We start from the raw sequence: 24,284 nt of genomic DNA on the forward strand, positions 1-24,284 counted from the left end.
GTCCGAAAGGCTCCTTGCTGACACAAAAACAGCAATACCCCAATAAGAAGCATTGCTGTTTTTAACCATTGGCGCCTGCATCAATCAGTGGATAAAAGATCCATGCGATGCCTGTCCATCATTTCGATCGCCTTACCACCACCGCGAGCCACGCAAGTCAGCGGATCGTCTGCAACCAGAACAGGTAAGCCGGTTTCTTCACTGATCAATTTATCAAGATCACGGAGCAGCGCACCACCTCCAGTCAATACCAGACCGCGCTCAGCAATATCTGACGCCAGTTCCGGTGGAGACTGTTCAAGTGCACTTTTCACTGCCTGAACAATCGCAGTCAGGGATTCCTGAAGCGCTTCCATAATTTCAGTACTGTTCAAGGTAAAGCTTCTGGGAATACCTTCTGCCAGATTACGACCACGAACATCAATTTCCAGAACTTCATCACTTGGGTAGGCAATGGCGATTTCCTGTTTGATACGTTCAGCCGTGGCATCACCAATCAAGCTGCCATAATTGCGGCGCACATAAGTGACGATGGCATCGTCAAACTTATCACCGCCAATGCGAACGGATTCAGAATAAACGACACCACTCAAAGAAATAATGGCAATTTCAGTAGTACCGCCACCGATATCCACGACCATGGAGCCACTGGCTTCTTCAACCGGCAAGCCCGCACCAATCGCTGCAGCCATAGGTTCTTCGATCAGATATACTTCCCGCGCACCAGCGCCCAGCACAGATTCACGAATCGCTCGCTTCTCAACCTTGGTGGATTTACACGGTACACACACCAATACCCGAGGGCTTGGCTGAATAAAACTGTTTTCATGCACTTTATTGATAAAGTGCTGAAGCATACGTTCACAGACATCAAAGTCGGCAATCACGCCATCTTTCATAGGACGTATAGCGGTGATATTCCCAGGTGTTCTACCCAGCATCCGCTTTGCATCTGTGCCAACAGCGACGACACTTTTCTGGGTTCCCAGATTGCGAATAGCAACAACGGAGGGTTCGTTTAACACTATGCCCTTTTCACGGACATAGACCAGAGTATTGGCAGTTCCAAGGTCGATCGAAAGATCGCTGGAAAACAAGCCACGTAACCTTTTCAGCATGTTATGGATTACCTTGATGCAAGGCGTGGTGAATATAATTTATGAAACTCTAACAATGCTGCCAGCATTGGGCAAGCAGCAATTTATCAATGTGAGAGCATGTACCCACAACTTTGCCATTTATTTGCCACGTAGTTTGAACGCACATCACAATAACGGCTGCCTATTTCTGGTATTCACTTGCGCAACCGTCCCTTTTGTCAATGGATTCAAAATATCTGTCGAAGAGACATCAACAAAATCAGTCCTATTGTATAGCGACTGATACCATTTGTAGTAATTAATTCGTTGCTATTGCGTTCTAAGTAGTAGCCCGCAAAACAACATCAGGTATTTGCTTTTGCTATTGATGACTATAAAGCCCGTTCCCCCTTGAGAAATCCTTGCACAGCCCATACATTAACCATAATTTTTCAGGTTATTTATTCAGGAGATAGCCCACCAATGGCCATTGATGCCTCTGAAGTCCAAAAAGTTGCCCACTTGGCAAGACTTTCTATCAGCGATGATGCCGTGGATGCAACGACGACAACCATCAGCAGCATTCTGGAACTGGTTGACCAAATGCAAGCCGTGGATACCCAGAATGTCGAACCACTGGCCAACCCTCTGGATGCAACTCAACGACTGAGAGCAGATGTCGTCTCCGAAGACAATCAGCGGGAAAAACTCCAAAGCTGCGCACCGGCTGTTGAAGATGGACTGTTTCTGGTCCCACGGGTTATTGAATAATCCGGTCACCATCCACAGCTCCTGACAACGTATTCAAGCGACCGATTCCCATGTATCAAAAAACCATTGCAGAACAGAGCCAGGCCCTGGCTTCTGGTGAAATATCCAGTGTTGAACTCACCCAGAGCTACCTTGATCGCATTAAACAGCTGGACGGTGATATCAATAGTTTTATCACCGTCACAGAAGAGCTGGCACTGAGCCAGGCCAAAGCTGCCGACGAACGTCGTGCATCGGGCAATGCCGATGCCATGACCGGTATTCCAGTCGCCCACAAGGATTTGTTTTGCACCGATGGTGTGAAAACCTCCTGCGGCTCCAAAATGCTGGACAATTTTATTGCACCTTACGAGTCCACCGTCACCAGCAAATTCAAAGACGCGGGTGCCGTCATGCTGGGCAAAACCAATATGGATGAGTTCGCCATGGGCTCTTCCAACGAAAACAGTCATTACGGCCCGGTAAAAAACCCGTGGGATAAAGCCGCCATTCCCGGTGGATCTTCCGGAGGCTCTGCCGCTGCGGTGGCCGCTCGTCTGGCAGCCGGTGCAACGGGTACGGATACTGGCGGCTCTATTCGCCAGCCTGCTTCTCACTGTGGCATCACAGGCATTAAACCAACCTATGGTCGTGTATCCCGTTACGGCATGATTGCTTATGCCTCCAGCCTTGACCAGGCAGGCCCAATGACCCGCACTGCCGAAGATGCTGCCATCATGCTTAACACCATGGCGGGTTTTGACGAAAGAGACTCTACCTGTCTGAATCGTGAAGTACCTGACTACACCGCTACTTTGAATGATTCTCTGGAAGGCCTGACCATCGGTCTGCCAACCGAGTATTTTGCTTCAGGCCTGGACAGTGACGTTGAACAGCAAATTCGTAACGCCATTGCCGAATACGAAAAGCTTGGCGCCAAAGTAAAAGAAGTCAGCCTGCCCAATGCCAAACTGTGCATTCCTGCTTATTACGTGATTGCACCGGCGGAAGCCTCTTCCAACCTGTCCCGTTTTGATGGCGTGAGATTTGGCTACCGCTGTGAAGATCCAAAAGACTTAATGGATCTTTATATCCGCAGCCGCAGCGAAGGCTTCGGAGAAGAAGTCAAACGTCGTATTATTGTCGGCACTTATGCACTGTCTGCTGGTTTCTATGATGCCTACTATCGTAAAGCCCAACAGATTCGTCGCCTGATTCGTGATGACTTCTTAAATGCTTTCAAAGAGTGCGATGTCATTATGGGACCAAACGCACCAACATCTGCTTTCGATATTGGTTCCCTGAATAATGACCCGGTCGCAATGTACCTGTCGGATATCTACACACTGTCGGTTAACCTGGCAGGATTACCAGGCATGTCCATTCCAGCGGGCATGGCCAACAACCGCCCTGTGGGTCTGCAGGTGATCGGACAACATTTCGACGAAGCCCGACTGCTCAATATTGGTCATCGTTTCCAGCAGGCGACTGACTGGCACACACTCACTCCAGCACTGGTATAGGACGCACAGATATGCAATGGGAAACCGTTATCGGGCTGGAAATTCACGTCCAGCTGGCCACAAAAACCAAAATTTTTTCCGGTGCCTCCACCGCTTTTGGCGCTGAACCCAACACTCAGGCCTGTGCTGTGGACTTAGGCCTTCCGGGTATTCTTCCAGTAGTGAACGAAGAAGCCATCAATATGGCCATTAAATTTGGTTTGGGCATTGATGCTGAAATCAACAAAGTGAACGTATTCGAACGTAAAAACTATTTCTATCCGGATCTACCAAAAGGCTACCAGACCACTCAGCTGGAAAAACCAATTGTCGGTGCCGGCCATGTAGACATCACTCTGGCGGATGGTTCAACTAAAAGTATTCGCATCCACCATGCACACCTTGAAGAAGATGCAGGTAAAAGCTTGCACGAAGACTTTCATGGCATGAGTGGCATTGACCTGAACCGTGCTGGCACACCACTGATTGAAATTGTGACTGAGCCGGATATTCGCAGTTCAGAAGAAGCGGTCGCATTTGCCAAAAAGCTGCATTCTATCGTAACAACTCTGGGCATCTGTGATGGCGAAATGTCTCAGGGCTCCATGCGCTTCGATGTAAACGTCTCCGTTCGTCCAAAAGGTCAGGAAGAACTGGGTACCCGCACCGAAACCAAAAACCTGAACTCCTTCAAATTTATGGAGGCCGCTATCCATAAAGAAGTAGAGCGTCAGATCGACGTACTGGAAGATGGCGGTAAAATCACCCAGGAAACCCGCCTTTATAACGGTGACACCGGTGAAGCACGCTCCATGCGCAGTAAAGAGGAAGCCAACGATTACCGTTATTTCCCCTGCCCGGATCTTCTGCCAGTAGTGATTGACGACAGTCGTCTTGAGAAATTAAAAGCCGATATGCCGGAAATGCCGGACGCGAAAAAAGCACGCTTTATCGCTAACTTCGGTCTGAACGACTACGACGCTGAAATACTGTCCGGCGATCAAGCCACTGCCCACTACTTTGAAGCCTCCGTAGCGGTGAGTCAGGATGCCAAGCTCTCTGCCAACTGGGTAATGGGCGAACTGTCCAGATCCCTGAACCAGAGCAGCATCGGTATTTCTGCAAGCCCGGTAACCGCAGAAATGCTTGGTGGCCTGATCCAGCGCATCAAAGACAACACCATCTCTGGCAAAATCGCCAAAGAAGTCTTTGAAGCGCTCTGGAATGGTGAAGGCACATCAGCGGATGACGTCATCGAGAAAAAAGGTTTAAAACAAGTCACCGACACCGGTGCCATTGAAACCATGATCGATGAAGTGCTGGCAGCCAATGCCCAACAAGTTGACAATTATCGAGCCGCACCAGAAGACAAACGCGGCAAGATGATTGGCTTCTTCGTGGGCAAATGCATGCAAGCCTCCAAAGGAAAAGCAAACCCAGGCATGGTCAATCAGATTCTGAAACAGAAACTGGACGGCTAATGCAGTGTATTTACCCGCCAGATTATTTCTGGCGGGTAAATACGACAGTTATCAATTATTATCTCTAATTCACAAAACCAACAAGCACCATCAATTCACAACAAACATCAAACAATAAAATCTGAGTAACATTTCTATATCGCCAACCATTTAAAAAGATGATAGCGTAATCCTTATGGATAAACAGTACGTTTGTACTATGTTATAAACACTGTCCATTCAACAACTCCAAAACAAATAATAAAAATGGAGAAAAATATGAGGATTAAGCAGTCCTGGCTTTTACCAGCCCTGCTGGCTTCAGTGCTAGCACTAAATCTGGCTGGATGTCGGAGCGATGGCGATGATGACCCAGCAATTGTCGAAAATTCAAATACTACGAACCCGGCTCCCACGCCAGAACCAGAACCCACTCCACCAGACTTTCCTGACAATGCAATTTTTGTAACTACAGATGGAAATCTCGGCGAAAACATATCTGCAGCATTTATTAATGCCAACTCCGGCGACACTATTGTGTTACCAGAAGGCCGCTTTGCAATAGACAGAACTCTGTTATTTGATGGCAGTACCGCCAATGCCAAAAACGTCACCATTGCTGGTTACGGTATGGATAGAACGATACTGGACTTTGAAAACTCCGATGCCGGCGATGGTATCTATGTCCAGAACACCAACAACATTATCATCCAAGACCTTGGCGTTTACGAGGCCAGAAACAACGGCATAAAACTCAAAGATTCAAATGGCATCATCCTTCGTCGTGTTTCCACTGTCTGGGAGGGTGAATTGAACGAGGATAATGGAGCTTATGGACTCTATCCGGTGGAATGCCAGAATGTTCTGATAGAAGATTCCTACGTCCGGGGCTCTGCCGATGCGGGTATCTATGTCGGTCAGTCGGATTACATTGTCGTACGTCGCAATATCGCAAAAGAAAATGTAGCCGGTATTGAGATTGAAAACTCAAAGTATGCGGATGTCTATGACAACGAAGCCTCGGGCAACACCGGCGGGATTCTGGTTTTTGACCTCCCTATCGGTAACCAGCTCTATGGCAACAGTGTTCGTGTTTTTAATAATCGAGTGATTGGTAATAACACTGAAAACTTTGCAACCGATGGCAGCTTTGAAGGCGGTGTTCACATTGTTCCACCAGGTACAGGAGTTATTATTCTTTCCACGGGTGGCGTTGAGGTTTTCAATAACATCATTGAAGATCACAAAACCATGGCTGTGGCCGTTTCCAGTTATTTGATTGCCGAAGGCCCGGACCTGGTCGCTTTTGTGGCTAAACACGGTAGCACCATTGCTGATGGCTGGCGTTTTATTCCAAGAAATATATACATCCATAACAATGAAATTTCCAACACCGGTTACGATCCAGAGGGAGAATTGATTGCTGACATTATCGGTGCCTATATGGAGCTGATTGGTGTACCCAGCTTCCCTGCCATTCTTTATGATGGCATGGGAGAATTTTTTGCAAATCTCGACTATACCAGTGCTTACGGTGAGCCTCCTTTCGCAGAAGATGGAAGTGATAATATCTGCGCCAGTAATAACGGCGATATCACTTTGGGACAAATATTCCTTGGTGACCAAACAGGTTCAGATCCCGCATTTGCCTATGAATTGACTCAAGAAAACCTAATGAACTGCACCCAACCATCTCTACCGGTGCACTTCGTCACCTACGGCGATGATATCTTCGGTTGCGCTATTGATGATGAAGGTTTTCCAGCCTGTGAAAATCGAAACATCATCGGCGGCGTAGGCACTATCGGCACCGGTGATGGTGGCCTGGATGGCGATGGCAACCTTGCCTTCTGTGACCTTGACACCGCTGGAGTCAACTGGACCGCACTGGAGGGTGCTAACTGCCCTGCCCTTTCAGATTACAACCTGTTCTCTGACAATGCTGATCCAAGAGGTAACTCCACAGACAACAGCGGTGTTCCATATGATCTGAACACATCACTGTTTACCGATTACACAAACAAGTACCGCTATGTATTTATCCCGGATGGTGAAGTTATTGACTATCACGATCAGGAGTCATTTAACTTTCCAGTAGGCACTGTTCTCGTGAAAACGTTTGCCATGCCCGATAACACCAGCAATCCAATAAGTGACAATGAAGAACTACTGGAAACACGACTGCTGATCCGCCGCTCCTTTGGCTGGTCTGCCCTACCCTATATTTGGAACGATGCAAAAGACGACGCTGCCCTTGCAAAAACCGGCGACAAGATCAATCAGTCTGTAGTGCATAAGGGAGAAGTACTTGATTTCGACTATAAAGTTCCGAGTGTGAACGAGTGTAAGCAGTGTCACCAGTTCAGCGAAAACAACGTCACCCGGTTTGAGCCTATTGGTCCAAAAGCCCGCAACCTGAATAAAGACTTCATGTACAGCGGTGATATTTCTGAGAACCAGCTTACGATGTGGAGCAGCCTTGGAATTCTGGCCAACGTTCCTGATGATCTACTATCCATCCAAACCGTTCCAGCCTTTGATTTACTCGGCAACGGCGACCTGAGTGGCGAAACGGATCAAAACATCACGAATCTCGCCAAAGGTTATCTGGATATTAACTGCGCTCACTGTCATCGCAATGAAGGCAACGCATCAAATACCGGTTTAAGACTGGAATACTGGCGTCCATACGAAGGTAATGAAACCGCCCACGGCACCTGCAAGACGCCCGTTGCCTATGGTACCGATGCCGTATCATCATTCGATGTCGTCCCCGGCGATGCAGAAAACTCCATTATGCATTATCGCATGGCCAGCACCGAACCCGGCGATAGAATGCCAGAGATTGGCAGAAGCCTTGCCCATGGTGAAGGCGTCGAGTTGATCGCAGAATGGATTAACCGCCTCCCCCCAGCTAACTGTTCTAATCCGACCTGACAATCATTTTCTAGGAGCCTGTCGGACTTAGCCGACGGTAGCGAGAAAAAGTCCGGTTTGAGTCAGTTTTTATGCTCATTTGAGGCGAATAGCGAGCTATTCAACAAAAAGGAGCATAAAAAATGGCCAAATCCGGCTTTTTCGCAGTAGGTCAGTGGTAAGTCCGACAGGCTCCTAGAGCCCGTTATCGGGCTCTGTTTTCATTTAGCACAACTCACTAAAGAACCACACAACACCCACGATACCAACTAAGCACTCCTAACACAGGGCTTGGAAATGAACCGTGGGTATCTTCTTGTTGCACTTATTTTAATATCCAACATTTCGCAAGCCGACTGGCAACCCGATAGAGTGAGCATTGGCTACGGCGACTTTTTCAGCCCATTTGCCAACCGCACTGCCGATATCCAACAATATCGATTTGGCCTGATTTGGGAAGTTAGCAACGAACTCTGGTCATCAGAAAACACCCAATTACAAAGCTATGTTGAGCTGGCCCTTGGAAAGTGGAAGAGCTCATTAAGCCCCACTTTCAACAACCAGAGAATCGGTGCCGATAGCGTCAACCAGATAAGCGTAAGCCCGGTCTTTCGCCTGATCAGTCAACAGCCAGTATGGGGAAGCTCTTATCCATTTCTGGATATGGGCGTCGGCCTAAGCTATCAAAACGAAGAGGATATTGAACAAAGACATCTGACCGGCATAAACATGGGGGGAAACTGGCAGTTTGAAATTCGCGCTATGATTGGCATGGCTTTGGGTGAAAATAGAGATTTTGAAATCAGTTATGGTTGGATGCATTACTCAAATGCGTATATCCACGATGCCAATGAGGGCATGGATTTTCAAACCCTGCAATTGACCTATCGGTTCCAATAAGTACCCGGCCATATGGAATCGAATATTTCTGGCTTGTTGATCAGGTTCTCTGCAAGGCGCAACGGCGGGAGCATAGCGAGCTATGTGACCAGAGTTGCAACGCAGTCAGAGGGTCTGATCAATGAGTCAGAAAATATGATTTCATATGGTTGGGTACTTAAGCACTCCAATTACTCGCTCTTATTTGTACGCATAAGCCAGCTCAAACAAGAGCTGGCTTATCTTATTTACAACGAACTCAATCTTTATCCATTAATCAAAAAATGTACCCAAACACTGGCTGCATAACCCAGGCCAATAGCCCAGCTCCAACGCAAGTGAGAAACAAAGGTATAAAGCCCTTTTGATGTTCCCATCAACGCAACACCAGCAGCAGAACCTACAGACAGTAAGCTACCACCCACACCTGCAGTCAACGTAATCAACAACCACTGGAACGTATCCATTTCTGGATTCATACCCAGAATGGCAAACATCACAGGAATGTTATCCACCACCGCAGAAATCACACCGGCAATAATATTGGTCCAGGTTGCACCAAGGCCTGCATACATGGATTCCGAAGCCACATCCAGATAACCGATATAGCGCAGCCCGCCCACAGAGAAAATAACACCGAAGAAGAACAACAGGGTATCCCACTCGGCATGGGCAACTTCTTTGAACACATCCATTTTGGTTTCTTCCGGCCCATGTGGACGAGCCGTTAAACGACGACCACTGGTCAACCCCTGAATATGCATAAAGTAGGTGTAAAACATCAACAAGGCCAAACCGGTCATCATGCCCATAAACGGCGGTAGCCCAAGAACTTTTTCAAAGCTGACGGCCAGAAAAATCGTCACCAGGAATAAAAAGCAGATCATCAGGCCGCCACGACGAATTTGGCTTTGAACCTGTACCCCCATCGGGCGCCCTTTAGGAATAAAGAGACTCATGATCGCCGCTGGAATCACGTAATTAACCACGGCAGGGATAAAGAGCGTGAAGAATTTAAAGAACTCCACTTTGCCCGCCTGCCAAACCATCAGAGTAGTGATATCGCCAAAAGGACTGAACGCGCCCCCTGCATTGGCAGCCACCACCACGTTGATCATGCCAAGAGTGATAAACCGTGGATTGCCTTCCCCTACGGCCATAATAACAGCGCCCATTAATAGCGCCGTGGTCAAGTTATCCGCAATTGGCGAGATAAAGAAGGCCAAAATACCGGTAATCCAGAAAAGCCCAAAGTAATTAAAACCTTTGGTGATCAACCAGCATCGAAGCGTGGCAAAAATTTGCCGGTCTTCCATGGCGTTGATATACGTCATGGCCACCAGCAAGAAGAGGAACATCGCCGCATATTCTTCCAGATCGTGCATTACCGCACTTTTCAGCTCTTCATGACTGACACCTTTTGCCGAGGCCATAAAGGCGATCAAAGCCCATATCAAGCCCGCGGCCATAATCACCGGTTTGGACTTTCTGAGATGCAACTGCTCTTCTGCCATAACCAGACAGTAGGCAACCACAAAGATTACGATGCAAGCCCAGGCCAAAGGGCTGGATGTCATACCCAGAACCTGATCAGCAGCGGTGGCAGAAGAAGGCAGCAATGCTAAAGCAGCCAGAGAGAGGAGTCTTTTCATTATTGTATTCATCTTTAGTCACTGGCAAACGGCGTCCTTTGCCACCAGCGTGTGCATTGAAAGCTCTAATTAAAAGTCTAATTAAAAGTTCTGTAAAATTCGCGCGCAAGGATACAGGCACGGAAGAGGAAGTGCAAAAAGCAGTCTGGATTAAAAGCGGGCATTTTAAGAACACAATCGATTAAAAAATCGGCACATTGTCAAACGGTCGCCCAATTTCCTGTATACACTCTATACAAACCATTGTTCAGTTTAGCTCGTTCAATGTTTGTGCTCAGCGACAGCTGTCTTGTTATTTCCAGGTGATGCTTGATGTCTATTGCTCCAAGGCTTAAATCATTTCTGAACCGGAACGACATCGATTACGAAGTAGTTTCCCACCCCTACTCCGATGGCGCACTCAATACAGCCAATGTCGCCTGTGTACCCGCCAAGAATATGACGAAAGCCGTGGTTCTCAAAGATGAGCAAGGTTATGTCATGACCATTCTTCCTTCCGTTAACAAATTAATGCTGCGCTGGGTGAACTCCAAACTGAATCGTCACCTTCATCTGGTTAGTGAGCATGGATTGGAAGAGCTGTTCCCAGATTGTGAAAGTGGTGCGATACCGGCCATAGGGACGGCATACGGCATTAAAACCTGCTGGGATGACGAGCTCAACGCAGTGCAGGATTTGTACTTTCAGGGCGGGAATCATCGAGAGTTGGTGCATCTTCAACGGGAGCAATTCAAGCAGTTACTGCAAGGTGAGCCTCACGCGGCTATCAGTTGTCCACCGGAAGAAATGGAAGCGTACTCAAAAGAGTAACTAAGATTAACGACTTCTATCGTATGATTTTTTTTACAAACAATACGACAAACAGAGCCAGTGAAAAGCTGCCAGAGAACGCCTCAAAGGCAGCAACGACGCGAGATAGCCCCAATGGCGTTAAATCCCCATACCCGAGGGTGGTAAAGGTGACGATACTGAAATAAAGACAATCCAGCCAATAGATCAGATTTTCCCCCAGTGTCTGGTTTTGATCAAAACGAACCACTGCACCATTATCCAGAACCCCTGTGCACAGATAAGCGAATGAACACAACAGAATCAATGCCAGTGAACAGCCGATCACTTTCTGAGGCGATTCGCCATAGCCGCTAACGACATCCACCAACCATGAGAAGCACCGCTTCAATGAATATTTTGGCATCTGTCGTCTTTCATACACTTTTTCCCGGTAGTAAAAATCCCCAGCTACCGAAATCATGCCAAGGCGCTCACATTGTCTGCGAATATTTCGGGCGGACTCTTCCGCTTCTTCATAAATAGACACGGCTTTTTCAGGGCAGGCCACCGCTTGCGCTTCCTGATACAACTGGTCGCCCCAGTTAATATGATCCAGTGAACAGTCCCGAAGTTTAACGCCCAGAAGATTACAGCCTTCCAAATTGGCACGATGCAAATTCGCATGGGACAAGTCAGCTTTAAACAGACGGGAGCCGGAAAGATCCAACCGAAACAAATGGGCATTATGAAGCGACGCACGACTCAAGTCAGAATGAATCAATCGATAGGCCGTCGATCCATCATGGTTCACAAGATTCACGCCTTCAAGGTTAGCCTTAATCAGCAAAAAACCTTCCATAGGGCGGCCGGTGCGAGCACGTTTCTCTAATCTGACTTTCACGTCGGCCGTCGACTTATCCGCTTCCGGATCATGCCAGAAACAAAAACGACGACCGGGTTCTACCTCGTCACAGCATCGCCCTGTCTTACCAGAAAATACACATTGTTCATCGATTCCGAGCGATAGTTCCACGATCGAGCCTGAGTCTGCTGATTTTCTCCTGAATATATCGTCCACCCTTATCCAGACTGTACCTGCCGGTAAGGGGTGCAGACCTTGGCATAGTCAATTAGAATGCTTGTCTAAACAGATTGGAATAAGCACCATGAGTACAAAAATAAGACATCTTGTTCTGACCAGCCTGCTACTGACACCGTTGCTAAGTCAGGCATACACTGACGGCCTCCCCTGCCCAGAAAGCCCTAACTGCGTTAGTAGCCTGGTTGAGGGGCAACAATTTATTGCCCCCTTTATGTTCAAAGAAAGCGATAAAGCTAAAATCCACAACATGCTGGTTAATGCTCTGAAAAAGTCCTCCAACATCCACATAAGCGGCAGTAATGGCCACATTATCCACGCCGTGCATACCAGCCAACTGTTGAAGTTTGAAGACGATATTATTTTACTGATCAACGAGGATGGACGGGTTGATGTTAAATCGGCTTCCCGGGTTGGGTACTACGATTTCGGCGCCAACCGCCGTCAGATAGAGAGCCTGAGACAGCACCTGAAAGCAGAGCTGGTAGAATAACGAGGGCTTTCCCCCTCTTACGCAAACAACACTTTGTTTGTGTATAATTACCGCCCTGAATTCGCCACCTGCATCTCCTGCTATAACGGGCTGCGGAGCCATCAGTAGTAGAGACAGGCAAGCGATCCCATGGTAATCGGAGACAATGTGCTAAAAATCTACGGCATCTCTAATTGCGACACTATTAAAAAAGCCCGACGATGGCTGGATAGTAATGGACTAGAGTATGAGTTCCATGACTATCGAAAAGATGGCCTGGATCTGGTTTCTCTAGCGAACTGGGCTGAAGAGCTCGGCTGGGAACAGCTACTGAACCGCCGCGGCACCACATGGCGCAAACTGCCTGAAGAAATAAAAGCATCGATCAACAAAGAGCGCGCTCTTGAGCTAATGCTGGAACAGCCAGCGATGATCAAACGCCCTTTGCTGGATACCGGTGCAACCAAAATTCTCGGCTTCAGTGAGAAGCAATACCGTCACCTGTTATCATGAGAGGTTGTCGAAAAAGGTCATTAAAAGCAGATGCCGTAGGTCGGTAATCCGAAGGGTTGCCGACAATCAGCCTCTACAGCGCGGCGAGATGTCGGCAATTCTTATAGAATTACCGACCTAAGGGTTTCGCGATACCCTCTTGAGTTACATCGAATAAACTAAGGAATGATAAATGAGTCATCAGTATTTCAGCCTGGCCATTGGTGTTGGTAGCAAAAACCAGAAAGGCCAGTGGCTCGAAGTGTTCTACCCAAACCCAGTGCTAAACCCGGACTCTGCCCTGCTGGAAAAAATCTCCAGCCTCGTAGGCTATACCGGTGGCAACCAATCCATTGAGCTGGACAGCAAAACCCTCCACGCCCTGGAAGATCTGTTTGTTGATAACAAAGAAACGACACTGGCCACCATTACCCGGAGTCTGGAAGAAAGTGCGCAGCCCAGAGTGATCACCATTCTGGAAACTGACGATGCACCGACCAGCACTCCGGAAGCGTATCTAAAGCTGCACCTGCTTTCCCACCGTCTGGTAAAACCCCACGGTGTAAACCTTCAGGGCATTTTCCCATTGCTCCCGAATGTTGCCTGGACCAACGAAGGCGCTGTCGATCTGGAAGAACTGCCTGCCCGACAACTTCAGGCTCGTGCTGAAGGTCGTTTACTGAGCGTCAACTCCGTGGATAAATTCCCGAAAATGACCGACTACGTGGTACCTGCCGGTGTACGCATAGCCCATACGGCTCGTGTTCGCCTGGGAGCCTATGTTGGTGAAGGCACCACCATCATGCATGAAGGTTTTATCAACTTTAATGCAGGCACCGAAGGCACCAGCATGATCGAAGGTCGTGTTTCTGCCGGCGTCATGGTCGGCAAAGGCTCTGATCTGGGTGGCGGCTGCAGCACCATGGGCACCCTGTCTGGTGGCAACAACATTGTTATCTCTGTTGGCGAGAACTGCCTGATTGGCGCGAATGCTGGTCTGGGAATCCCACTGGGTGACCGTTGCATTATTGAAGCAGGTCTTTATCTCACCGCCGCCAGCAAAGTTCAGATTCTGGATGACAAAAAAACCGTGGTAGAAGTGATTAAAGCCGGTGATCTGGCCGGAAAATCCGACCTGTTATTCCGTCGCAATTCGTTGACCGGTGCGATTGAATGCCTGACCAATAAATCTGCTATTGAGTTGAATGACGAGCTGCATTCTCACAACTAAACAATTAAGTACTTACCACCAAAAGTGGTAGCCAGCCCGAAAAGCTCCGTGCATAATCGCGGAGTTTTTTATATCTGGTTACAATAATAATGCGTCGTACTATCTTTGATACCCCTGTCATTAACCACTGCTTCCGACTACTGTCGCAGATTGGCCTCAAGCTCTTCGGCTGGAAACTGGAAGGTCAACGCCCTGATGCCAGAAAGTATGTCATTATTGCTGCTCCCCACACCAGTAACTGGGATTTCATTTTCATTATTGCGTTTGCCTTTACCTTTCGCATCAAAGTGTTCTGGATGGGGAAAAACACCTTATTCAAAGGCCCTTTTGGCAGCGTCATGAGATGGCTTGGAGGCATTCCAGTAGACCGCAATAAAGCCAATGGGCTTGTGCAACAAGTGGTGGATACATTCAACAGCTGCACAGAGCTGGCCGTTGCCATCCCCCCAGAAGGCACCCGAAGTAAAGTACGACAGTGGAAAAGTGGTTTTTACCATGTAGCCCACAGCGCGGGTGTACCCATTGCCCTGAGTTTTCTGGACTTCAAGAAAAAAGTGGGCGGCTTTGGCCCTATGTTTTCACCAACCGGTGATTACGAAGCTGACCTGATCAAGATTCAGGATTTTTATAAAGACATGACGGGTAAGCATCCTCGTAAATTTGCCTGATCTTCACTGTCCATGGATGGACCGTCCCCCCTTCCCATCGCCTCCTGTGAATTGACAACTAACGCTAACCTTTCGGTCTCGAGAAAACCAAATGTGTTTGCGGGATACACGTCAGTAAATAATATTCAAAATAGCAATTAATAAAATAAATAATAGCGCCAATTAGTTAGTTTCCATTATGAACTTATGAACATCAGATCGGTCGAAGACGACGCTAAACAATCATTAAACTAACTTGGAGGTTTACGTTGAATTTCATTATGAATTGGGGGTTTGGTTTCTTTGTAAGTGATTACGGCAGTATGTCTTCATCTTTGCTGAAGTCGATGCTTGCTTTTTTTTAAACTTTATCAGCTGCCGAGAAGAAAGCTCTCGTCAGCTTTTTTATGCGGTTACGTCCAGATGAACAACAAACAGGATGCCGTGGCAAAACCCATCACTCCATTAAATACCCGCCACTGACCAGGGCTGCGGATCGCCTTACCAATCAATGTGCCAAAACCAGTCCATAAGGAGATGCAGGGGAATCCGACAACCCAAAAAACCAGCGCGATCATCAACGCCGATAACCAATATTGATCGCCGCCCAAAGTGAAACTTCCAATGGCCGTAATCGCCATCGCCCAGGCCTTTGGGTTCACAAACTGGAATGTGGCTGCTTGTATCAGCGTCATCGGGCGGGCGGCACGGGCATCATGTTGCTCAGGTGCTGGTGCAGAGCCAATTTTCCAAGCCAGAAACAGAAGATAGGCGCTGGAGATCCACTTCAATACCTCCTGTACGATGGGAAACTTCTGAAACACCGCACCCAATCCTGCTGACATCAGTAGAATCAGCACAACCACACCAAGACCAATACCCACAATATGGGGTAAAGAACGCCAATAGCCAAAATTAGCCCCTGATGCTGTCAACATCATATTGTTTGGTCCTGGAGTTCCCGTCATAGCCACGGCGAAGATGGCAACAGACAGGATAAATTGATATTCCAACATGCAGTCTCCCAACAATCTTTCTATACCTAACGATACCTAATCGACACTTAAAATTATATCGATGCAATTTTTAGCACCCGGGCTAAGGTTTGGTTACGTTCATGCACCGGAAGCGCTTTATAAACAACTTATGTCGACTATTCAAAATCAATGCTGGATGGTGAGCCCGTTACTAACAGGCCTTGCCTGCCAATTGATAGAACAAGGCTCCGCTGACCAAACGCTTCATTATATTCGTCAGGATATTCGTCAACGTCGGCAACTGGTTTGCAGCCTTCTGGCCGATACGGGCATTCAAACCGCAGAAGATTACTTTCATGCCTGGCTGCCGGTCCCCGAAGCCTGGAGTTTAAGTGACTTTCTTGCCGCTCTGAAAACAGAAGGGATCGCGGTAAAATCCGCTGAGTTATTTGTCCCCCCGGGCTACGCCATTCCTCCCGCAGTGCGTTTATCCTTCAGTGCACCGGATAATCTTGATACCCTGACCAGCGGATTGAAAACCATAAAATCATTGTTAGCCACTCAGCCCGTGGCCGAATTCTCGTTATAAAAAGGCGGCTCGGAATATCCATGTTTAAAAAAATTAGAGTATTCATCCTGCTGACTATTCTGGCGATGGTTGGGCTAAACAGCTGGCTGACCCAGGTACGAAGTACCGACTGGAATTCACCGTTAACGGTTGCCATTCACCCGATTAATGGCGACCACAGTCGTAAAACAGAAGAATACCTGAATCATGTGAAATCCTGGCACTTTAAAAAGGTCGAACAATTCATCAGTCAGGAAGCCCTACGATATGGAATCAATATCGGAACCGATATCAGCCCCATCACTTTTCAGGTAGGGCAACCGCTTCATGAGTTGCCTCCTGCTCTGCCTGCTGATCGCACTCTATTTTCCACCATGCTCTGGTCCATGAAATTGCGGTACTGGCACCGACAAATGAAAAGCGAGAACAGTCTCGCCGGAGCCGATATACACCTCTATGTCATTTATCATGATCCCGAACAACTACCGGTTCTTGAGCATTCAGTGGGTTTGCAAAAAGGCATGGTGGGTATTGTGAATGCTTACGGCGATCGTCGTTATACCAGCAGCAACAATGTGGTTATCGTTCACGAATTACTACATACACTGGGAGCAACGGATAAATACGATCTGGCTACGGGCACACCTATCTTTCCAGAAGGGTATGCGGCACCGGAACAGACACCTCGCTATCCACAGAAAATGGCCGAGCTGATGGCGGGTCATATTCCTATCTCTCCAAGTGAAAGTAAAATGCCGAGAAGCCTTTCTCAAACACGGATAGGCCCTTTAACCGCCAATGAAATCAATTGGTCTGAGTAATGGGACCGTTGGAACATCCACTACCGAGTAAAAAAAAACAATGAACATCGGTATCTATATCTACAAACAGGCTGAAGTACTCGACTTCTCTGGCCCCTTTGAAGTGTTCTCGACAGCAACACGTCTTTCGTCGTCAGATACACAGCTATCCCCGATTCTGATCAGTGAAGATGGTGAACCGGTAACCGCCCGGGGCGGTTATACCGTTGTTCCAAACTTCGGTTTTCATAACCACCCGTCACTGGATGTGCTGATCGTTGTTGGTGGTGTGCATGTTGCTGAAATGGATAAACCCGTGGTTCTTAACTGGATAAAAGCTCAAGCAGAGAATGCATCGTTAACCGCATCTGTTTGTACTGGTGCCTTTATTCTGGCAGCCGCAGGGGCGTTAACCCATCAAAAAGTCACCACCCATTGGGAAGATATCCCAGACCTTCGCAATCAGTTTCCTCAACTAACAGTAGAAGAGTCAGTACGCTGGGTCGATGAAGGCGCCATCATCACTTCAGCAGGTATTTCTGCGGGTATTGATATGAGCCTGCACATCGTCAGCCGTCTTCACAGCCGTGAACTGGCAGAAAAAACGGCAAGACAAATGGATTACGATTGGCAACAGCGATAAGCGGTAACGGTTTACAACCCACCTTCCGTGAGCTTACGAGGATCCAGCAGTTTCTCCAGCTCATCACGGGATAAATCTGTGTTCTCTTCAGCCACATCAACCACTGGCCGCCCTTCTTTATAAGCTTGCTTGGCAATGTCTGCCGCCTTTGCATAACCAATAATAGGGTTCAGAGCCGTGACCAGAATCGGGTTTCTCGACAGCGTCTGCTTAAGGTTGCTTTCATTGACCGTGAAGGTAGCGATGGCCTTATCAGCCAGAAGACGACTGACGTTTGCTAGCAAGGTGATGCTTTCCAATAGATTTCTAGCTATGACGGGCAACATGACATTCAGCTCAAAGTTACCTGACTGACCCGCCACAGAAACCGTGACATCATTCCCCATCACCTGCGCTGCCACCATCGCCGTGGCTTCCGGAATGACTGGATTCACTTTGCCCGGCATAATGGAAGAACCTGGCTGCAACGCCTCCAGCTCAATTTCTCCAAGCCCGGCCAACGGTCCGGAGTTCATCCAGCGCAAGTCATTCGCCATTTTCATTAATGAGACCGCTGTCGTTTTCAAAGCGCCGGATACGGAAACAGCGATATCCTGAGTACTGATAAGGGCAAACAGATTCTCAGCAGGCGTAAACTGCAATCCAGTCACGCCATTTAGCGCATCGCTGAAGGCTTTGGAAAAATCAGGATGGGCATTGATGCCCGTTCCAACCGCAGTGCCGCCTTGGGCAAGGGTCAACAAATCCGGCTGAAGCCGTGTAATTGTGCGAATATTCTGGTCAATCTGAGCGCTCCAGGCCAGCAGACTTTGATCCATTCTGACCGGCATGGCATCCATCAAATGCGTGCGCCCGGTTTTCACATAATCTTTTACCAAATCCGCTTTATGTTTGATCGTGGCGGATAAATGCTCCAGCGCTGGCAGCAATTTGTGCTGCACCTCAATGGCCGCACTGATATGAATGGTGCTGGGAATCATGTCGTTACTGCTTTGCCCAAAATTCACATGATCGTTGGCATTGACGGTTTCATCAGAATGACGGCTGGCTAATGTCGCCAGCACTTCATTCGCGTTCATATTTGAACTGGTGCCCGATCCCGTTTGAAACACATCTACCGGAAAGTGCTGCATGAGATTAGGCTCACCTAACAATTCATCCACCGCCGAGACAATGCTGCTCCCCAGACTAGAAGACAGCGTTCCCAGTTTGATATTCGCCATGGCTGCCGCTTTTTTTGCCAGCAACAAGGATCGAATAAAGGCTTCTGGCATTCCCTGATGGCTGATAGGGAAGTTATTCACCGCCCGCTGGGTCTGCGCGCCATACAGTGCCTCAGCAGATACTTCCAACTTCCCCATACTGTCTTTCTCAGTTCTTGTATTCATAACAATGTGCACCACCTTTGTGATTTTATGTGAATATTTGAGATAAAAAATCTTAGACATGGAACTTCTATACTACTTCAGTGTCATATCTGGTGTACGAATAAAAGCCAGAACGAACTCATGCTGATCCACACTACAGAAACCAACACAAGGCTTTTCCAACCCCTGAAGCCTATTTCTGCCTCAAGTGATTCAAAGGCTCAAACGGCTGTACATCAACCAGAATATAATGAGTTACCAAAGGTTGGTCATTATCAGGAGCTGGAAGCGCATTCTTCTTTTCCAGGCATTAAATCCCAGTTCCTCAGTGATATTCAGGAACTCAAGCAACTGTCACATGGCTTTGTTGATCAACAATACGATAAAGCAATAGACACTTTTCATGACAAGCTAAAGTCGCCTCCTGATCATCTAAAGGACAGCCTGTTCCCTCTGTACCGTGAAACACGTTTCCAGATTCATCAACTGGTCATTCAACTCAATAATCAACAAAACGATCCAAACGTTGATCTCGACAAAAAAGCATATATCGCGTCTGTACTCCATGATTGCCTGAACGACATTGACCTTTGCCCTGCGGGTGTTCATAGCCGTTTTGCTCACAGTTTTCTTAATCTTGAAGCATCTCAGGGCGGGCTGATTGGCACACTCGTCAGGGTAAGGAGCGAGTTGTTTCATCAATTTATTCAGTCATTCCTGGTTGATCAGCAACGGGAAAGGCTTTGTGATATTCCACAAGGTATGGAAATCCACTGGTTTAACAGTTTTCATAATCTTTTCTGTGAGCCTCTGGGGCTTTCTACCATCGTTGATCCATTCGCACCGACCACCCTGAGTGACGACCTTACCCAGCGATTTCTTTCTGCTGCACCCTTGTCAGTCAATACATGTACCATCCTTCGAAAAATCTCGGCTGAGTGGTCTGATCAGCTAAGGGCAAGCCTTCAGAAAATGGGGGTATTGAAATGGGAAGCCGGTGCTATTGAACCCGCCGAACTGACTCCAGACATAAACGCCGCTCTTGAGAGCACACTCTTTAAACCGGTTAACCATTTACTGAAAACAACTGTAGAACAGTCACTTGATCTCTGGAGCATGATCGAAGAAACAGCCGACGGCACCTATCGTCTTGGCCGGTACCGGGAAAAATTGCTAGCCTGGGTCACCAGCCATTTCTGTGGGTCATCAGCACAGGTATTCAGCACTATTCCCGGAGGTGTCGATTCGGCATCGCATATTGGAACCATTAACAACGTTTTCTTCTGGGTATTTAATCAACCCCCAACGTTTACCTGCCGGTCAACCATGCGCTTTTGAAACGGACAATCACACTACCCTGACGTTATCTCATATAACGTCAATTGACTTCTCTACCTGGCCTGAGACGACTAGTTATGCTCTGCTCACTCAGGCGATGGAGCAAACCGGTAATGCAGAGGAAATCGCTTCGTTTTTCCTGCAACAGGCCACCATCCAACAGCTCGTTAAAACACAACCGTTGGTGGTTAAGACACTTTCCAACCAACTCTGCGACAAGCTGGCCTACAACGATAAAGGCGATGATAAAGGCTTCAAAGAGAGAATGTGTCAATGTATCTGTGCTCAATTGACTGGCCCTCACGCAACAACCGTTTCTCCAGACACTCTGCGCTGGCTAATCGACACACCATTACTTGAGCCGGTCTTGTTAAAACTTCAACAACAAGGAATCGATATTTCGCCAATCACACAAAGCCTGACCAGCTGGCAAATAGCCGACTTTTCAGATCAGGATATAAAACAGTTGCTGACACCAGAGGAGTGCCAACGGCTATTCAAACAGGCATTTAAACTGAGGCAAGCTGAAACCATGTCCCGTCTTCTGTTAACAGGGCATTGTGATCAATTGACCAACCTTTTGAGCGATTCAGGGGCAAGCTCCCTGCACTGCTTTGCTCACTGCGGTATTTTATCTGGATTGATATACCTGTTGAAATTGAAGAACACGGAGGTTAACAAAAAAGACAACGATGGCTGGACGCCCCTGGACTGCGCCGCCAGATACGACCATAAAGAGTGCCTCAAGGCATTACTGAACGAACCCGGCATTCTGATCAATGAGAAAACCAACGATGGCTGGACGCCCCTGAACTTCGCCGCCAGAAACGGCCATACAGAGTGCCTCAAGGCGTTACTGAACGCCCCCGACATTCTGGTCAATGAGAAAAACAACGATGGCTGGACGCCCCTGAACTGCGCCGCCAGATACGGCCATACAGAGTGCCTCAAGGCGTTGCTGAAGGCCCCCGGCATTCTGATCAATGAGAAAAACAACGATGGCTGGACGCCCCTGAACTGCGCCGCCAGATACGGCCATACAGAGTGCCTCAAGGCGTTGCTAAACGCCCCCAGCAGGGTGCTCAGCCTGAACAATGTAACTCCTTGGATAGTCACGTTACTCAAGGGATCAAGCATTTTATGTGCTTTAAATAGGCACATCTCACCAGTAGAACCAATAGTATTTATGCTACCTTTTCAATCAAGACTTCGCGCACATAATTCATACATCAATCAGGCGGAGCATCCCTCCGGCATTCTGGTCAATGAGAAAAACAACGATGGCTGGACGCCCCTGAACTGCGCCGCCAGAAACGGCCATACAAAGTGCCTCGAGGCGTTACTGAACGCCCACGACATTAATGTCAATGAGAAAAACAAAGATGGCTGGACACCCCTGAACTGCGCCGCCAGAAACGGCTATACAAAGTGCCTCGAGGCGTTACTGAAAGCCCCCGACATTAAGGTCAATGAGAAAAACAACGATGGCTGGACGCCCCTAAACTACGCCGCCAGATACGGCCATACAGAGTGCCAAGAGGCTTTACTGAAGGCCCCCGGCATTCTGGTCAATGGGAAAAACAACGATGGCTGAACGCCCCTGAGCTCCGCGACCTTAAATGACGATCCAGACTGTGTCAAAATACTGCTGAGCCATGGTAAAGGACAAATTACATCACGAGACGCATCTCTATTTCTGGCTATAACGTCTGGAAACAAGATGTGCGCTTACTATCTAATTCAGCATGAGACTGCTTACTCAAGTGATCTTTACATGGCGCCATTGACCACACTTTTAAAAAGGATACATAGTGCTTGGCTGGAAAGTACCTTTCACCTTGGTATCAAAGGCTTCAAGAAGCCATATATCTGTCAAAGTTTCAATATGCTCTTTCCTTATATGTAGAGCTCCCAAGGGTTAGAAAATTTTCAAAATGAGCAGTCTTCCATTTTCTCCAAAACTTCGTTGTTAAGTTGTCACTCTTAGGAACTGTCCTGAAATAAGATCCACATTTACTGAGACCCGAAGCATCGTAGAGACCGTTGCCAGTTATCCGTTGTCCGCAAAAGCGCGAGTGGCTGAAGCCTTTTCGGAATACGGACAACGAAAGGGCGCCGGAACCAGTCTGAAACAGAATGGGAAACCAGTCCGGAGTTGTAGCGCAGGTAAAAAGGTAGAGAGTATGCCGACTAATATTTGTACATCCAATTCAAAATGGCCAAGACCCGAACAGAAAAAATGGCTTTTTCGTTCGGGCACTATTTATGGTTGAATGATCGGCAAATTATCGAGGGCATTTCAACCACTGCGTCTGCAGGATCATCTATAAATCATTTTTTAAACTGCTTCCTTCAGTTGATGCCATAGCATTCCCAGAGCCAGCATGGGTGAGCGGAAATAACGACCTCCCGGGAATGTCATATGTCGTATAGATGCATAATGATCAAATCGCTCGGCCTGTCCGGCTATTGCTTCCGCCACAACCTTGCCTGCCATATGAGTAGCGTTCACTCCATGCCCAGCATAGGCCTGTGCATAATAGATGGTTGAATCCAGCCGCCCAATCTGAGGCATCCGGTTGGCGCCGATACCAATCATTCCACCCCATTGGTAATCAATGTTTGTAGACGCCAGTTGAGGAAACACCTTTAGCATCTTCGGGCTTAGAGATGCTTGAATATCCTTTGGATCACGGCCGGAATAATTACACATACCGCCAAACAACAGTCGTTTATCTGCAGATAGCCGGAAATAATCCAACGCAATACTGACATCACAGACTGCAGTATCGTTGGGTATCAAACTGCGCCAGACGTCTTCCTCCAAAGGCTCCGTTGCAATAATGTAACTGCCCGCAGGAAGCACCTTACCGCCAATCTTTGGCTCAAGCCCCCCCATATAGGCATTACCAGCCAACACCAGAAACTGGCAAGTTACCGAGCCTTTTGCTGTTTCCACCCGAGGTTGCAACCCTTTATGAATGTTGACGACAGGTGACTGTTCAAAAAACTGCACGCCATGGCTCTCTGCGGCTTTCGCTTCACCCAGGCAGAGGTTCAGAGGGTGCAAATGACCACTACCCCAGTCCACCATGCCGCCCATGTAGCGATCAGTACCGACGAAATCCTGGATTTCATTGCCCGACAACAACTGAAGCTCATGAGCGTAGTTGCGATGAATCAGTGATTCATAATCCTCACGAATACCATCCATCTGTTTTTCCTTGATGGCGGCATCCACATAGCCCATTTTCAGATCGCATTGAATGTCGTATTTCTTAATGCGTTGCCGCACCAGCTCAACGGCTTCAAACCCCATCTGATAAATTGCTTCGACACCTTCTTCACCAATCTGGTTACGAAACTGCTCCGGCTCTTCACCAATACCACGAATTAACTGACCGCCATTACGCCCTGTTGCACCCCAGCCAATTTTTCTGGCTTCAAGAACAGCAACGTTGTAACCACGCTCCGCCAGTTCCAGGGCAGTAGATACTCCGGAAAAGCCACCACCAACCACACAAACATCTACCTTCAGGTGACCTTCCAGAGATGGGTAATCCGTCGTGTAATTTAGCGATGCCGCGTAATACGAATCAGCATGTTGCTCCGTGTGTACCGGTGCTTTCAGTTTCATAATT

Annotated in this window: 21 protein-coding genes; 15 read left to right on the forward strand and 6 right to left on the reverse strand. The window is 47.9% G+C overall.

All coding sequences use genetic code 11. The annotated features are described in order from the left end of the window. Positions 1-80: 80 nt before the first annotated feature. On the reverse strand, positions 81-1,118 hold the full coding sequence (locus tag Q1B11_RS03410; RefSeq protein ID WP_299727507.1) for a rod shape-determining protein: 1,038 nt from the start codon (positions 1,116-1,118) through the stop codon (positions 81-83). 444 nt (positions 1,119-1,562) lie between these two features. Between Q1B11_RS03410 and gatC the strand changes: the two genes are divergently transcribed. The 5 genes from gatC to Q1B11_RS03435 all read left to right on the forward strand — a co-directional run bounded on the left by gatC (position 1,563) and on the right by Q1B11_RS03435 (position 8,607). Then, a complete protein-coding gene (gatC, locus tag Q1B11_RS03415; protein WP_067519876.1) occupies positions 1,563-1,850 on the forward strand; it encodes an Asp-tRNA(Asn)/Glu-tRNA(Gln) amidotransferase subunit GatC in 288 nt (95 codons plus the stop codon). Between the two features lie 50 nt (positions 1,851-1,900). After that, positions 1,901-3,352, forward strand: a complete 1,452-nt coding sequence (gatA, locus tag Q1B11_RS03420) for an Asp-tRNA(Asn)/Glu-tRNA(Gln) amidotransferase subunit GatA (protein WP_299727516.1) — start codon at positions 1,901-1,903, stop codon at positions 3,350-3,352. Positions 3,353-3,363: 11 nt separating this feature from the next. Beyond that, positions 3,364-4,812: an Asp-tRNA(Asn)/Glu-tRNA(Gln) amidotransferase subunit GatB gene (gene gatB / locus Q1B11_RS03425; protein ID WP_299727519.1), complete on the forward strand. Its 1,449-nt coding sequence runs from the start codon at positions 3,364-3,366 to the stop codon at positions 4,810-4,812. Between the two features lie 258 nt (positions 4,813-5,070). Then, complete coding sequence (locus tag Q1B11_RS03430; protein WP_299727522.1) at positions 5,071-7,728, forward strand: parallel beta-helix domain-containing protein; 2,658 nt, start codon at positions 5,071-5,073, stop codon at positions 7,726-7,728. Positions 7,729-8,079: 351 nt separating this feature from the next. Next, a complete protein-coding gene (locus Q1B11_RS03435; protein ID WP_299727525.1) occupies positions 8,080-8,607 on the forward strand; it encodes an acyloxyacyl hydrolase in 528 nt (175 codons plus the stop codon). Positions 8,608-8,852: 245 nt separating this feature from the next. On the opposite strand, the gene nhaD is transcribed toward Q1B11_RS03435, so the two are convergent. After that, positions 8,853-10,238 carry a sodium:proton antiporter NhaD gene (gene nhaD, locus Q1B11_RS03440; protein ID WP_299727528.1) on the reverse strand — a complete coding sequence of 462 codons (1,386 nt, stop codon included), beginning with the start codon at positions 10,236-10,238 and terminating at the stop codon, positions 8,853-8,855. 312 nt (positions 10,239-10,550) lie between these two features. Between nhaD and Q1B11_RS03445 the strand changes: the two genes are divergently transcribed. Then, complete coding sequence (locus tag Q1B11_RS03445; RefSeq protein ID WP_299727531.1) at positions 10,551-11,048, forward strand: YbaK/EbsC family protein; 498 nt, start codon at positions 10,551-10,553, stop codon at positions 11,046-11,048. Positions 11,049-11,064: 16 nt separating this feature from the next. Here the strand turns inward: Q1B11_RS03445 and Q1B11_RS03450 are convergent, their stop codons facing one another. Then, positions 11,065-12,042: a pentapeptide repeat-containing protein gene (locus Q1B11_RS03450; RefSeq protein WP_299727534.1), complete on the reverse strand. Its 978-nt coding sequence runs from the start codon at positions 12,040-12,042 to the stop codon at positions 11,065-11,067. Between the two features lie 133 nt (positions 12,043-12,175). Between Q1B11_RS03450 and Q1B11_RS03455 the strand changes: the two genes are divergently transcribed. The 4 genes from Q1B11_RS03455 to Q1B11_RS03470 all read left to right on the forward strand — a co-directional run bounded on the left by Q1B11_RS03455 (position 12,176) and on the right by Q1B11_RS03470 (position 14,971). Continuing rightward, the gene (locus tag Q1B11_RS03455) at positions 12,176-12,601 is read left to right on the forward strand and encodes a DUF1499 domain-containing protein (RefSeq protein ID WP_299727537.1); all 426 of its coding nucleotides are present in this window, start codon (positions 12,176-12,178) and stop codon (positions 12,599-12,601) included. A 129-nt stretch (positions 12,602-12,730) separates the two neighbouring features. Continuing rightward, positions 12,731-13,093, forward strand: coding sequence for an ArsC family reductase (locus Q1B11_RS03460; protein ID WP_299727540.1), 363 nt, complete (start codon positions 12,731-12,733; stop codon positions 13,091-13,093). A 172-nt stretch (positions 13,094-13,265) separates the two neighbouring features. After that, positions 13,266-14,303 (forward strand): 2,3,4,5-tetrahydropyridine-2,6-dicarboxylate N-succinyltransferase, encoded by a 1,038-nt coding sequence (gene dapD, locus Q1B11_RS03465; protein ID WP_299727543.1) that lies wholly within the window; start codon positions 13,266-13,268, stop codon positions 14,301-14,303. An 89-nt stretch (positions 14,304-14,392) separates the two neighbouring features. Next, entirely contained in the window at positions 14,393-14,971 is a 579-nt protein-coding gene (locus Q1B11_RS03470; RefSeq protein WP_299727546.1) for a lysophospholipid acyltransferase family protein, read from the forward strand. A 392-nt stretch (positions 14,972-15,363) separates the two neighbouring features. On the opposite strand, the gene Q1B11_RS03475 is transcribed toward Q1B11_RS03470, so the two are convergent. Further along, the gene (locus Q1B11_RS03475) at positions 15,364-15,966 is read right to left on the reverse strand and encodes a LysE family translocator (RefSeq protein ID WP_299727550.1); all 603 of its coding nucleotides are present in this window, start codon (positions 15,964-15,966) and stop codon (positions 15,364-15,366) included. 61 nt (positions 15,967-16,027) lie between these two features. Between Q1B11_RS03475 and Q1B11_RS03480 the strand changes: the two genes are divergently transcribed. From Q1B11_RS03480 to Q1B11_RS03490, 3 genes are read left to right on the forward strand one after another with little or no spacing between them, the layout of a single operon-like run. Beyond that, positions 16,028-16,516, forward strand: a complete 489-nt coding sequence (locus Q1B11_RS03480; protein ID WP_299727553.1) for an aminotransferase class I/II-fold pyridoxal phosphate-dependent enzyme — start codon at positions 16,028-16,030, stop codon at positions 16,514-16,516. Positions 16,517-16,536: 20 nt separating this feature from the next. Then, the gene (locus Q1B11_RS03485) at positions 16,537-17,316 is read left to right on the forward strand and encodes a hypothetical protein (protein ID WP_299727556.1); all 780 of its coding nucleotides are present in this window, start codon (positions 16,537-16,539) and stop codon (positions 17,314-17,316) included. Between the two features lie 40 nt (positions 17,317-17,356). Next, the gene (locus tag Q1B11_RS03490; protein WP_299727559.1) at positions 17,357-17,938 is read left to right on the forward strand and encodes a DJ-1/PfpI family protein; all 582 of its coding nucleotides are present in this window, start codon (positions 17,357-17,359) and stop codon (positions 17,936-17,938) included. Between the two features lie 11 nt (positions 17,939-17,949). Here the strand turns inward: Q1B11_RS03490 and Q1B11_RS03495 are convergent, their stop codons facing one another. Further along, positions 17,950-19,326, reverse strand: a complete 1,377-nt coding sequence (locus Q1B11_RS03495) for a class II fumarate hydratase (protein WP_299727562.1) — start codon at positions 19,324-19,326, stop codon at positions 17,950-17,952. 120 nt (positions 19,327-19,446) lie between these two features. Between Q1B11_RS03495 and Q1B11_RS03500 the strand changes: the two genes are divergently transcribed. Next, positions 19,447-20,643 (forward strand): hypothetical protein, encoded by a 1,197-nt coding sequence (locus Q1B11_RS03500; protein WP_299727565.1) that lies wholly within the window; start codon positions 19,447-19,449, stop codon positions 20,641-20,643. After that, complete coding sequence (locus Q1B11_RS03505) at positions 20,564-22,237, forward strand: ankyrin repeat domain-containing protein (protein ID WP_299727568.1); 1,674 nt, start codon at positions 20,564-20,566, stop codon at positions 22,235-22,237. Before Q1B11_RS03500 ends, Q1B11_RS03505 begins: the two co-directional genes overlap by 80 nt. A 744-nt stretch (positions 22,238-22,981) precedes the next feature. Here Q1B11_RS03505 and Q1B11_RS03510 read toward each other — a convergent pair. Beyond that, positions 22,982-24,280 carry an FAD-binding oxidoreductase gene (locus Q1B11_RS03510; RefSeq protein WP_299727571.1) on the reverse strand — a complete coding sequence of 433 codons (1,299 nt, stop codon included), beginning with the start codon at positions 24,278-24,280 and terminating at the stop codon, positions 22,982-22,984. Between the last annotated feature and the right edge of the window lie 4 nt (positions 24,281-24,284).

It is taken from the genome of uncultured Endozoicomonas sp. (assembly GCF_947495845.1).
GTDB lineage: Bacteria > Pseudomonadota > Gammaproteobacteria > Pseudomonadales > Endozoicomonadaceae > Endozoicomonas.

Coding starts and splice junctions, on each gene's coding strand:
- Q1B11_RS03410 (WP_299727507.1), bottom strand. CDS start 1,118: ATGCTGAAAAGGTTACGTGGCTTGTTTTCCAGCGATCTTTCGATCGAC.
- gatC (WP_067519876.1), top strand. CDS start 1,563: ATGGCCATTGATGCCTCTGAAGTCCAAAAAGTTGCCCACTTGGCAAGA.
- gatA (WP_299727516.1), top strand. CDS start 1,901: ATGTATCAAAAAACCATTGCAGAACAGAGCCAGGCCCTGGCTTCTGGT.
- gatB (WP_299727519.1), top strand. CDS start 3,364: ATGCAATGGGAAACCGTTATCGGGCTGGAAATTCACGTCCAGCTGGCC.
- Q1B11_RS03430 (WP_299727522.1), top strand. CDS start 5,071: ATGAGGATTAAGCAGTCCTGGCTTTTACCAGCCCTGCTGGCTTCAGTG.
- nhaD (WP_299727528.1), bottom strand. CDS start 10,238: ATGAAAAGACTCCTCTCTCTGGCTGCTTTAGCATTGCTGCCTTCTTCT.
- Q1B11_RS03445 (WP_299727531.1), top strand. CDS start 10,551: ATGTCTATTGCTCCAAGGCTTAAATCATTTCTGAACCGGAACGACATC.
- Q1B11_RS03455 (WP_299727537.1), top strand. CDS start 12,176: ATGAGTACAAAAATAAGACATCTTGTTCTGACCAGCCTGCTACTGACA.
- Q1B11_RS03460 (WP_299727540.1), top strand. CDS start 12,731: ATGGTAATCGGAGACAATGTGCTAAAAATCTACGGCATCTCTAATTGC.
- dapD (WP_299727543.1), top strand. CDS start 13,266: ATGAGTCATCAGTATTTCAGCCTGGCCATTGGTGTTGGTAGCAAAAAC.
- Q1B11_RS03470 (WP_299727546.1), top strand. CDS start 14,393: ATGCGTCGTACTATCTTTGATACCCCTGTCATTAACCACTGCTTCCGA.
- Q1B11_RS03475 (WP_299727550.1), bottom strand. CDS start 15,966: ATGTTGGAATATCAATTTATCCTGTCTGTTGCCATCTTCGCCGTGGCT.
- Q1B11_RS03480 (WP_299727553.1), top strand. CDS start 16,028: ATGCAATTTTTAGCACCCGGGCTAAGGTTTGGTTACGTTCATGCACCG.
- Q1B11_RS03485 (WP_299727556.1), top strand. CDS start 16,537: ATGTTTAAAAAAATTAGAGTATTCATCCTGCTGACTATTCTGGCGATG.
- Q1B11_RS03490 (WP_299727559.1), top strand. CDS start 17,357: ATGAACATCGGTATCTATATCTACAAACAGGCTGAAGTACTCGACTTC.
- Q1B11_RS03495 (WP_299727562.1), bottom strand. CDS start 19,326: ATGAATACAAGAACTGAGAAAGACAGTATGGGGAAGTTGGAAGTATCT.
- Q1B11_RS03500 (WP_299727565.1), top strand. CDS start 19,447: ATGCTGATCCACACTACAGAAACCAACACAAGGCTTTTCCAACCCCTG.
- Q1B11_RS03510 (WP_299727571.1), bottom strand. CDS start 24,280: ATGAAACTGAAAGCACCGGTACACACGGAGCAACATGCTGATTCGTAT.